This is a genomic window from Synechococcus sp. PCC 6717 (genome assembly GCF_022698185.1).
GTDB classification, from domain to species: Bacteria; Cyanobacteriota; Cyanobacteriia; order Thermosynechococcales; family Thermosynechococcaceae; genus Thermosynechococcus; species Thermosynechococcus lividus.
Map to the genome: position 1 here is coordinate 26,503 of NZ_JAKLTV010000022.1, position 11,544 is coordinate 38,046.

Annotated in this window: 9 protein-coding genes; 1 reads left to right on the forward strand and 8 read right to left on the reverse strand. The window is 56.1% G+C overall.

All coding sequences use genetic code 11. From position 1 onward, the window contains the following. Window positions 1-19: 19 nt before the first annotated feature. The 7 genes from L5470_RS09775 to glgA are packed head-to-tail and all read right to left on the reverse strand — an operon-like array spanning window position 20 to window position 8,079. Entirely contained in the window at window positions 20-1,735 is a 1,716-nt protein-coding gene (locus tag L5470_RS09775) for an NAD+ synthase (RefSeq protein WP_099799380.1), read from the reverse strand. A 16-nt stretch (window positions 1,736-1,751) separates the two neighbouring features. Next, entirely contained in the window at window positions 1,752-2,459 is a 708-nt protein-coding gene (locus L5470_RS09780) for an NUDIX hydrolase (protein WP_099799379.1), read from the reverse strand. A 3-nt stretch (window positions 2,460-2,462) separates the two neighbouring features. Next, window positions 2,463-3,017, reverse strand: coding sequence for a nicotinate-nucleotide adenylyltransferase (locus L5470_RS09785; RefSeq protein ID WP_499499716.1), 555 nt, complete (start codon window positions 3,015-3,017; stop codon window positions 2,463-2,465). Continuing rightward, entirely contained in the window at window positions 3,014-4,327 is a 1,314-nt protein-coding gene (locus L5470_RS09790; RefSeq protein ID WP_099799377.1) for a nicotinate phosphoribosyltransferase, read from the reverse strand. The genes L5470_RS09785 and L5470_RS09790 overlap by 4 nt, the downstream gene beginning before the upstream one ends. Window positions 4,328-4,351: 24 nt before the next feature. Continuing rightward, on the reverse strand, window positions 4,352-5,341 hold the full coding sequence (locus tag L5470_RS09795; RefSeq protein ID WP_499499718.1) for an o-succinylbenzoate synthase: 990 nt from the start codon (window positions 5,339-5,341) through the stop codon (window positions 4,352-4,354). 20 nt (window positions 5,342-5,361) lie between these two features. Then, entirely contained in the window at window positions 5,362-6,636 is a 1,275-nt protein-coding gene (locus L5470_RS09800; RefSeq protein WP_499499721.1) for a recombinase family protein, read from the reverse strand. 12 nt (window positions 6,637-6,648) lie between these two features. Further along, the gene (gene glgA, locus L5470_RS09805; RefSeq protein WP_099799375.1) at window positions 6,649-8,079 is read right to left on the reverse strand and encodes a glycogen synthase GlgA; all 1,431 of its coding nucleotides are present in this window, start codon (window positions 8,077-8,079) and stop codon (window positions 6,649-6,651) included. A 122-nt stretch (window positions 8,080-8,201) separates the two neighbouring features. Here glgA and L5470_RS09810 point away from each other — a divergent pair, with 122 nt between their 5' ends. Beyond that, window positions 8,202-9,497, forward strand: a complete 1,296-nt coding sequence (locus L5470_RS09810) for a glutamate-5-semialdehyde dehydrogenase (RefSeq protein ID WP_198406013.1) — start codon at window positions 8,202-8,204, stop codon at window positions 9,495-9,497. Window positions 9,498-9,915: 418 nt separating this feature from the next. On the opposite strand, the gene L5470_RS09815 is transcribed toward L5470_RS09810, so the two are convergent. Then, window positions 9,916-11,196, reverse strand: coding sequence for an exopolysaccharide biosynthesis polyprenyl glycosylphosphotransferase (locus L5470_RS09815; protein WP_499499720.1), 1,281 nt, complete (start codon window positions 11,194-11,196; stop codon window positions 9,916-9,918). Window positions 11,197-11,544: the final 348 nt, after the last annotated feature.

Consider the following 11,544-nt stretch of genomic DNA (forward strand, 5'->3'; position numbering starts at 1 on the left):
ATGATAGCACTCCTTACTCTTACCAACGCGCAGCAATGGGCATCCGCCAGCCTGAACCAAAGGCGCGATCGGTAATTTTTAGACCCGGAGCTGCCTGTTGCCGCTTAAATTCAGCCCGCTGCACCATCTGCCGCACCCGCTGCACAAGAGCAAGGTCATAGCCTTGGTCAGCAATGTCGCTGTCTGAGTAGTGGCGATCGATCATCAGCGCGAGGATGCCATCTAGCACATCGTAGGGGGGCAGCGTATCTTGATCGGTTTGATTGGGCTTGAGTTCGGCGCTAGGAGCCTTCGTCAGAATGGCGACGGGAATGACCCCATTGCCCCGAGGGGTGAGTTCGGGAATCGGTGTCCCTTGGCTCGCCTGCTGGTTGAGCCAGTGGCAAAGTTCATAAACACGGGTTTTGGGGACATCGGCAATGGCCGCCAGGCCGCCACTCATGTCCCCGTAAAGGGTGCAGTAGCCCACCGCCAATTCGGACTTATTCCCTGTAGAAATGAGGAGGTGGCCAAATTTGTTGGCGATCGCCATCAGCAGGGTACCGCGGATGCGGGCTTGGATATTTTCCTCGGCCACCCCCGGAGTGGTCTGGGCAAACAGGGGTGTTAGGACGTGGTGATAGGTTTCCATCAGGGGGGCAATGGGTAACTGTGCGGTCTGGATCCCCAAGTTGAGCGCCAGATCCTTGGCATCGGTAATGGAGTGTACAGAACTGTAAGGAGAGGGCATCAACACCCCTAAAACGTTCTCGTGACCCACTGCTGCCGTGGCGATCGCCGCCACCAAGGCAGAGTCAATACCGCCACTGAGGCCAATCACCACCCGCTCAAAGCTACACTTGCGGGCATAGTCCCTGACACCTAGGACTAAGGCTTGCCAAATTTCTGCGGCTTCTGTGGCTGGCCGCGGGGCAACCGTGGTGGGTTGTAAATCTCCGTTGTCCCACACCACCGGCAACCAATCCTCTTGAAAACTATGGGCTTGGCTCACCACTGCCCCCGTACGGCTCACCGCAAGGCTGGTGCCATCAAAAATCAGATCATCATTTCCCCCTACTTGGTTTACATATATCAGGGGACAGCCGTACTGCTGGACCGTATGCTCAATTAAGGCCTGCCGCAACTTGGGTTTAGCCACACAGTAGGGAGAGGCAGACAGGTTGACAATCAACTCTGCTCCTTGGGCCGCCAACTCTGCGACCGGATTTTTCTGGTAGTGCCGCTCTCCCCAAAAGGCTTCGTTATTCCAAAGGTCTTCACAGATGGTGACACCAATGGTGAGGCAGTCGCTACTGGTTTGCAACCGCCATAGATTATTGGTATCGCCGGGGGCAAAATAGCGGCTTTCATCAAATACATCGTAGGTGGGCAGCAGTTGCTTGGCAAAGACCCGCTGTACCGTTCCCCCCTGCAACAGCGCCGCACCATTGTATAGCGGCTTTTCGCCGTTACGGCTGGCTGCCGGATTGGGCAGTACGGTTCCCACGAGCACCGCTACGTTGGGGGGCAAGGCTTGGGCCAGTGCGTCTAGCTCTTTTTGGATATTGTCAATGAAATAGCGGTTTAGTAAGAGATCCTTGGGCGGGTAACCACACAGTGCTAGCTCTGAGGTAATGACCACGTCCACCGGCTGGCGATGATGCAGTGCTTTTACCCCTTGGGCGATCGCCCGAGCATTCCCGCTGAGGTCGCCAACGATGGGGTTAAGCTGGGCCATCCACAGATGCACTGCCATACAACCTCCTAAACAGCTATACAAACACTAAGGGCTTATCTTTGAGGGGGGCAAAGGCCTCGCGATCGAAGCGGTAGAGGGTAGCCGGACGACCCGCACCCCGAATGACTTTTTGCTGTGTATCCTGCAAAATGCCCAATTTAAGTAGCCGCGAGCGGAAGTTAGAATAATCGGAAAAATTGGGACCAAGGACTGTGCTATAGAGCTGGTACAGATCATTGAGGGTAAAGTACTCTGGCAGTACGTCAAAAGCGACGGGGCTGTACTCTAGTTTGTTGCACAGGCGGCGGTGACCATAGGCCAGAATCATGCTGTGGTCAAAGGCTAAGGGGGGACAGCTGTGCACCGTAAACCACTGCACACGGGACTCGCCAGTGGCAATGAGTTGGGCATCGGCAAAACGCACCAAGGCAAAGTAACTCACAGAGAGATAGCGTGTTCCGTAGGCGGTGTCTGCTTCGCGGGGATCCCGCCCAGGGCCGCCAAAGGTATAAAGCTGCTCAAGGTAGAGGTTATTGACACAAATTTTTTCCGCTAGGGTGCGGTAGGCGGCGGCTTCTAAGGACTCTCCGTGCCGGACAAGGGTGCCCGGTAGGCTCCACTCGCCAGCAAACGGCCAGTGTTGTCGCTGCACCAACAGCACCAACAGGCGATTTGCATCGGTATCCACCGAGAAAATTACGTTGTCAACACCAACAACAAATTCGGCTAAGGCGGAGGTCATATGCTAAGAGTAGAGTCCTTGCTGTTGGATATACTGCGCGATCGCGGGTAGGAGTTGCTGGGGGTCGCCCTCTTGGCGATAGGTTGTTGAGGAGACCTGTGGGCCACGATAGTTGGCCAGCTCCAAGTGGTGGCAAAGCGTCTGCAAGGCTTGCCAGTCCTCACGATCAATCACCMCCCCGGGGCGTTGCAAAACCAGCAGGCTGACCTGCCGTAACAGGTCTTCCACCCGATACCAGTGGCGGAGTTTAGGCAAGACATCACTGCCCACGACCAAGGTGAAGGAGCCTTGGGGCCACTGGGCGCGCGCTGCCTCTACAGAGTGCAGAGTGTAACGATGGCTGAGTTCAGCACGGTGCTCAATGTTGGGGCAATTCAGATGCTGCACGAGCAGACCCAGCATGGTTTGGCGTAGGGGTAAGGGGGTTTGCTGAACCTTAAAGGGGTTGTCCGCTGCCCAAACAAGGACGCGGTCGTAGCGATCGCTCAGCCACTGCAAAATATCACCATGGGCAGTGGTTGGCGGATCGGCACTGGTGCCAAACAGCGCAATCCTCATGGCTGGCTCCGCAACTGCTGGACTAGGGCGTCTAGTGCCGGTGAATAGACCACTGGCTGGGGGGTTTCCTGCACGGTGGGGGGGAGGGCACTCAGGCTACTTCGATGGCGATCGCCAATCGTACGGACAGACTCTACGGGGATTAAGGGCTGACCATCTTGCATCACTTGCTCAAGCAGGGGTGTACCCCAGACATCGGCTTCATCTGCAAGAGCGAGGTAATCACCGCTGGGGCGGCGATAAATTTGCTTGCGACCGGGCAGTGTCCCTTTGCCACTGGAGCGTTTCATCACACCATGGCCATTGATCTCCACAAGTTTATAGACCCCATTCACCGGATCACCCGTAACGAGCTTCGTGCCAATGCCGTAGGCATCAATGGTGGCACCCGCCGTCAGCAGTCGCCGAATTTCTGCTTCGTCTAAATCACCACTGGCCACAATTTTGGCGTGGGGCAACAACTGGCGAATTTTTTGAGAGAGGCTCACCAGATCGCCGGAGTCAATGCGCACGGCTTGCACTTGCAGTTCGCCAGCCGCTTCACGGTTGGCCAAGGTGGCCACAGCACTTAAGGTATCGTAGGTATCCACTAGGAGAGCAGCATCGGGGTAGTAGCGCAAAAATACAGTAAACGCATCTTGCTCGGTTCCTATAGTGGTGGCGATCGCCATCACCAGCGAGTGCGCCATGGTACCGGTGGGGGCAACGCCCAATTGCTGCGCGGCCAACACATTGGAGGTGGCATTAAATCCTGCGGCTAAGGCCGCCCGCGCTGCCCAAAGGGAGGCTTGGGGGCTAAAGGCACGCCGCGTCCCAAACTCTAGCAGTGCCACGGTGTCTCCCACCAGTTGCCGCAACCGCGAGGCACGGGTGGCAATCAAGGTTTGGTAGTTGAGGGTATTGAGGATAAAGGTTTCCACCCACTGCGCCTGCCATAGTGGGGCTTCGATGCGCAGGAGCGGCTCTTGGGCAAACACAACGGTTCCTTCCGGCACAGCCCACACGGTGCCTTGAAAGCGACTGTCGTGCAGCAGTTCCCAAAACGCTGCTGGTGCCCGCTCAAAGACGGCTAAACCTTGCAAATACTCGATCTGCTCGGGGGTAAGGCAAAACTGGCTGAGGTAGTCCAGCACTTGGGCTAACCCCATCGCCACCAAGTAGGTATGCCCCCGCGGCAGGCGGCGCACCGTTACCTCAAAGCTAGCGGGCAGCATGGCCAAGCCCTCCCCCGCGTAAGCTGCTGCCATCGTCACTTGGTACAAATCCGTTAGGAGGCTGTAGTCACTGGCAGCAACGGTGAAACTGGTCATGGTGCTGGGGAGAAAGAGGCTAGTTCATTTATAGTAATTTTTACCATAATTGTCAAGGCGTTGCCACTCACTGGCGTAGTCTGCCAAGGAGGTCAGGAGAGTAACGGGTCGCCAGCGATCCACGCCAAAGCCAAGGGCGTGCTGGGGTTGCCATATTTGTAAGAGGTTAAAAATAGCCGTGCGGGCGATCGCCCCTTCCAGAGCGGAGGAAAACACCAATTGTGTCAAGGGTAGCCCCTCGGCCAGCAACTGGTTTAACCGTGCTGGCGCACCGAATAGAGCGGGTTTGATGACGTACAGCCCCGGCCATTGCCGCGCGTGCCACTGCTGGAGTTGCCGCCAGCTCACCACACTTTCATCGAGGGCGACAGGAATTGCAAACCCTTGGGCTAACCTCTCTAGGCTCTCCCAGTCAGCGGCTGGCAAGGGTTGTTCCACCCATTCAATCCGCTCTACTGGCCATCGGTCTAGCCACCGTAACCACTGCACAGCGGTGTGCCAGTCCCAACTGCCATTGGCATCCAGCCGCAGCGTTACCCCAGCCGGCAGTTGTGCTAACAGCTCTGTAAGGATGGCCTGTTCGTGGGCTGGGGAATCCACCCCCACTTTCCACTTAAAGGTGCGGTAGCCCTGTTGCCACCCTAGGTGCCACTCCTGTAGTGCCCGGGAGCCATTGCTGAGCAACCCACACAGCGGCCAGTTCCCTAGGGTATAGGGTAAGCGGCCAACACTCTGCCAAGCGGTCGCAAACCCAAACTGGGCAGCGGGCAAGTCATCGGGAATGGCGGCAATGATCTCAGGGGTTAACTGGGGTGGCAGTTCCTGACAAAGGGCAATAGCTGCCCCTAGGGATTCTGTGCCCCACCTCGGCAGGGGGGCAATTTCGCCGTAGCCTATCTGACCCTGCTCATTTTGCAGCCGTAGGTAAATGCCTTGGCGCGATCGCCACACGCCTTGTGCGGTTGCTAGGGGTTCCCGTAACGGCTCAGTATAAACAAACCACTGCCACTGCACAGCGCTAGAAACTCTAGAATCTAGAAAATGAACTGAAGGTGTATTTGCCATTGTTCCTGCGGCGGACTCCGTACTTCAATCCCTCGCAAAAATTCACGAAAGTAAAACCGCTGCTCTGCCGCGGAAAGCTGGTACCAAAACTGGGGTTGGCTGAGGGTGACCACTAACTGCATCAGATTTCTGGGGGGGAGTTGAGCTTGCTGATCCTGTAGCTGCGAGAGCTGTGCCTGCAATTTATAGCGGCGGAGTTGCGCCGTCTCGGCATCTAAAAGACCCATTGCTTCTAGGTCTTGCAATTGGTCAAGGTGCTGCTGGATTTGGCCGATGGCCTCTGGTAGGTGAGAGGGGGGCTGCGCCAGTTGGGCGATCGCCGGCGGCAAGCACTGACAAATTTGCGCAATGACCGTTTCCAGTGCCCTCTGGTAGGGAATACTGCGGCATTTTGGCCGCTGGGGGCAGTGCAGGGGCCGCAGATAGCAGTACTGGGGTGCTTGGCGATAGCCACTCACTTGGATACGGCCAAAGCGGTGGTGGCATTGCCCACACACCACTAAGCCAGCAAGGGGGTGGGGGGCGCTAGCACTGCGGCGGGGCAACCCACGGTTACGCCGCAAGAGGCGATCCACTTGCGCTGCTTCATCCGCAGAGATCAGGGGAGTGTGGGTATTGCGGATAACCGTCTGGCCTTGGTAGCGCAGATGACCGCGATACACAGGATGCGTCAGCCAGCGCCGAGCCGTGGTAACGCTAATGGTTTTTTGATGGGCAGCCGCAAWAAAGCGAACCGCCGCACTTAAGGAGCCGTACAGCAAAAAGTGCTCGACAAAATCTTTGACCACCACCGCCGCGGCGCGATCCACCACGTAATGGTCTTTACCACGCCGGTAGCCGTAGGGGGCACGCCCGGGGGGCGGCTGATGTTTGAGGCGATTGCGGGCATGGCCATGGCGTAGAGTTTGGCGATGGAGCTGCTCTTTGACGTGCTGCCAGAGGTTTAACAAGCGATCGGCAGGGACAGGGCGATCGCTCACGTAGCCCTCGGCCAAGGCAATGACCGTCACCCCTGCTGCTTCGAGGTGCTTGAGGCGATCGTTCACCTCAGGAATAGACGTGCCCAACACACTCAAGCTGGGCAGTAACCAATAGCCCGGTTGCAGGTGGGCAAGCAACTGCCGCAATTGGGGGCGATGGGGTTCCACATCCAAAACCCAGCGATCAATCTCGCTTCCCCACGGATATGCCTCTGGTAGGGGTTGCCAGAGGGGGTCAATGTACTCGTAGGCAATAATGACCACTGTTGGCAAGTACTACGACGTAAGCGCTCCTGTCGGTAGATGCAATGGCGGGGTGGGCATGGCCTCCGGCGGCAAACCATAAATTGAGTTGTAGAGGGCGTTGTAGGCCAACGCTGATTTTGTCCAGCTAAAGTCCTCGCGCATCCCTCGCTGTTGCAGTGCCTGCCACTCCGGCTTATAGCGGAACCCTTCCCACGCCCGCACTAAGCAGGTGTAAAAGTCGAGGGGTTCGTAGCGATCAAAGCAGTAGCCGGTGCCGGTTTTTGCCTCGGGATCGTGGTGGGATACGGTATCCACCAACCCGCCGGTGCGCCGGACAATTGGCACACAGCCGTAGCGCAGGGCAATCATCTGGGCAATACCGCACGGCTCAAAGCGGCTGGGCATGGTAAACGCATCGGAGCCAGCATAAATCCGCCGCGACAGCACATCGCTGTAGAGCAACTGAACGCTACAGCGACCAGGAAAGCGCGACGCGATCTGCCACATCTGGGTTTCGTAGTAGCGATCGCCGGTGCCGAGGAGCACAAACTGGCTATCGGTGTAGGCCAAGAAGCGATCCAGTACTTGCAGAAGTAAGTCCAGCCCCTTTTGCTCCACTAGGCGGGTGACCATCCCCACCAGAAATCGCCCCGCATTGACCTCTAACCCTAGCTCTTCTTGGAGGGCAATTTTGTTGGCTTTGCGCTTGTCTAGGGTATCCACCGAGAAGTTTTGTACCAAGGCGCGATCGCTACTGGGGTCAAACACCTCCGGATCAATCCCGTTCAGAATGCCCGACAGCTTACCACTAATAAACGAGAGCAGTCCTTCTAGCTTTTCACCGTACTCTGGGGTCTTAATTTGCTCAGCGTAGGTCGGCGAAACTGTATTGACGCGATCGGCGTACTGCACCGCTGCCGCCATTGTATTGTGCCCTTGCATGTACCATGGGCACCACGTCATTTGCTCGAGCCGCCACCGCCACGGCCCTTGGTAGGCGAGGTTATGGATGGTGAACACCGTCGTAATATCTGGGTCTTGGTGCATCCAAACCGGAATCATGCCCGTGTGCCAGTCATGGCAGTGAATAATCTGGGGTTTCCAGTAATTCCACGCAAACTCTGCCGCCCCATTGGCAAACAAGGTAAACCGCCAGTCCTCGTCTTCACCGTAATACACACGGCGGGGATTAAAGCTGGGATGGCCAAAGAGATACAGCGGCACGTCTGAACCGGGTAACACCGTTTCATAGACATGGAATGTTTGAAACATGGCAAAGCCAGTCCAAATAGGGTCTTTGGGAATCTCGATCTTATCGGGCAAAAAACCGTAGTAGGGCATAAAGATTCGCACATCATGACCCATCCGCCGTAATACTTTCGGCAGGGAACCAACAACATCCCCCATTCCCCCCACTTTCGCTAAGGGGGCAGCTTCGGCAGCAACAAATAAAATCCGCATGATCCTCCTAAACTTATCCCTTGGAGGTCACCCTAGGGCAACCTAATTGCCGTTACCCTACCATACCTATGGGGCAATTTAGCGTAGGATCCCTCTAGACTCTTCTGATGCTTTCTTAACCTATGCCAGTTACAGAATCTTCCCTTGTCCAGCGGGTGAAAGCGGTTCACGAATGCGCTCGCCTATTGGCAAGCCTTGATGCTGCGGCTCGGAATCAGGCGCTAGAAGCTGTCGCGGTGGCGCTGGAGGCCGCAACCCCTGAGATTTTAGCGGCAAACCGCACTGACTGCGAACAGGCGCGAGCAAATGGTCTAACTCCCTCCCTTTACGCGCGCTTAGAACTCAGTCCTAGTAAATTGGCAGCCGCGATCGCCGGGGTGCGCCAAGTGGCGGCACTGCCGGATCCCCTAGGGCAACGGCAACTGCATCGCCAGTTAGATGATGGCCTCATTCTCAGTCGGGTTACCTGCCCCCTCGGTGTGCTGGGGGTAATCTTTGAAGCCCGCCCAGATGCGGTGATGCAAATTGCCGCACTGGCTATTAAATCGGGCAATGGCGCTATTCTCAAGGGGGGTCAGGAGGCGAGCCGCTCCTGCCAAGCCATTATGCAGGCGATTCAGCAGGGATTGGCAACCTCTGCGGTACCCGCCGGGGCGATCGCCCTGTTAATGCGCCGCGCCGAGATCACAGAGCTATTGCAGTTGGAGGAGTGGGTCGATCTGATCATTCCGCGGGGGTCGAACGAGTTTGTCCGCTACATTCAAAACAATACCCGTATTCCCGTCCTGGGTCATGCCGATGGCCTCTGCCATCTTTACGTGGATGTGGCCGCTGATCTCGACAAGGCGATCGCCATCACCGTAGATGCCAAAACCCAGTACCCCGCCGCCTGCAATGCCATTGAAACCCTACTGGTGCATCGTGGTATTGCCGATGAATTTTTACCCAAGGTTGCCGCCGCCCTGAGCCAAGCGGGGGTTGAATTGCGCGGCGATGCCCTTGCCTGCCACCTTGTGCCAATGACCTTGGCCAGCGAAGCTGATTGGACAACGGAATACTGCGACCTCATCCTTGCCATTAAAGTAGTGGCTAACCTAGAGGCCGCCCTCGAGCACATTGCCACCTATGGCTCTGGCCACACCGAAGCCATTGTCACCGAGAACCCTGCCACTGCCGAGCGTTTTTTACAGGATGTGGATGCCGCTAATGTGTTTCATAACTGCTCCACCCGCTTTGCGGATGGATTTCGCTATGGCTTTGGTGCTGAAGTGGGGATTAGCACCCATAAACTGCCGCCCCGTGGGCCTGTGGGTCTAGAGGGTCTGGTGACCTATAAATATCAACTGGTGGGGGATGGCCATATCGTTGCCAGTTATAGCGGTGACGGCGCAAAACCCTTTCAGCACCGCGACCTTTAACTTTGACTTCTCTCCTCCTTGAAAGAGAGGGGATTCCCAAAGGATGCTACGCAACGGGCTGAAGCCGCGTTGCTTCCCTTTTCCCTTGAGCTGTCACCCACAACTTAATGCGGGTGGGGGCAGTCAAAGACCCCCTACTCACCTCAAGCATTTCTGCTATTGGGACTACGTTTATGTTTCGGTTCGTGGTTTCGCGCTTTTCAACACTAGCCAATTCGATACGCTCAACATCCTGCCATTGCTTGCAGTGGTTTAGGCTTGCCGCCAAAGCGGTAGTGACTTACTTGCCGGGATTTCTCCGTACTAGGATGTTTCTTCGCGTAGTTGATACGCCTACTTTCCACGTCTTTAGTTTAACACATAGAGAGGGCTAAAGCCCCCTGAGTTGGCTGTATCCCCTCGCTAAAGCGGAGGGGTTTTAGCCCGCCCACATCACTACTATAACGTGGTGACGAATGTGGTGCCACGAGTTAAAACGAGCCACATCCCGCAACGGCAGAGGGCGCGGCCCCACTAAACTCATGTCGCCCCAGAGAACGTTAAACAGTTGTGGCAACTCATCAATGCTGGTTTTGCGCAGAAATGCCCCTAAAGGAGTGCGGCGGGGRTCGTTTTTGAGCTTGAAGAGCACTCCATCCGCCGATTCGTTTTGGGCTTCTAGTTCTGCCTGAAGCTTGGCAGCATCGGCACGCATAGTGCGAAACTTCCACATTTGAAAGACACGACCGTGCAAGCCTACCCGCTCTTGGCGAAAAAACACAGGCCCTGGAGATGTCAGCTTAATGGCGATCGCCACCCCTATGAATAAGGGAGCCAGCAGCAACACCCCTACCAACGCAAGGACAACATCGAGGTAGCGCTTGAGGCGGTATTCCCAGCCATTGAGGTAGGTCATATCGACCCGCAGGGTGGGCAACGCCGCCACAATTTCTGGCGTGCCACGGCGGTAGAGCATTTCTAGGCTAGAGGGAACCAGCCGCAGCGGAATACCATACTGCCGTAGTTGCCAGTACAGTGTTGAGGCCAAGTGGGTAGGTGGTAGCCCCTCCACCACCACTTCTTGGGCGTGACTATCAAGAATCTGTTGCAGCGTCTCAGCATCGTGTGCCGTCGCCGCAGCGGCCATACCGACAATCCTGTAATTTTCCTTGCGCTGTAGCATATTGCTTAGCACGCCTTGGCGGTGCTCCGGCGCAATTAAGAAGACTCGCACCTGTTGCCGTGAACGCAATACCTTAAACATAAGGCTAACCACTAGGCGCAGACCCACAGCAAACACAACACTCATGCCCCACGCGCTAAAAAAAAGAGACCGGGGCAAGTCCAACTTGGGATCGTAAAAGTAGCCGATCGCCAAAATCAGCAGATACCCCAAGCTCACTACTTTGGCCAATCGCAAATAGTTTTTCCAATGGCCGTGGGGATGGTACAGGCCACTCAGCGCCACCAGTAGCAACAGTGCCGCTGCCAACACCCAGAAAATGCTGGGAAGCCCCAGAAACTGCCACCAGACCAGTTCCGGTGGAATGGGGGCATAGAGACGATTCAGTTGCAACCCAATTGTCCAAGCGAGCACAAGGGCAAGAAGATCACTGAGGAGTAACAGAAGGGTTCGAGGGGTCTCCGCACCGAACCACTTCCCCCCCGACGGGGATCGGATGTCTCGCTTAATGTGAGAGAAGGAATGAGGCTCAGCCATCACTGTCTGCAACTGCTAGGAACATTTGCGTAACCTGCCTGACACAGAGAGTAGGGGCTTGCAACAGCACTTCAGTCATCTTGCCAGAGAACTAGAAGCCTACAGGACGGTTTACAAGCGCCCCGATGGCTTTAATCTCTAGTTCACATCCACGTGATATAGCAATTTTAGCGGTAAGGCACACAGAGGGATAGCTTGGTAGCCCCGTACTAAAGTACGGGGTGGAAAAGCCCGCAAGCGACTTTAGTCGCTCTGTGCTAAACTATACTTGGTCGCCATCCTTGGTGAAAAACCCAATCGGCGACAGTTGCTACAAGTAAGCAGAACCTTGGGGCTTTGCCTCTAAGA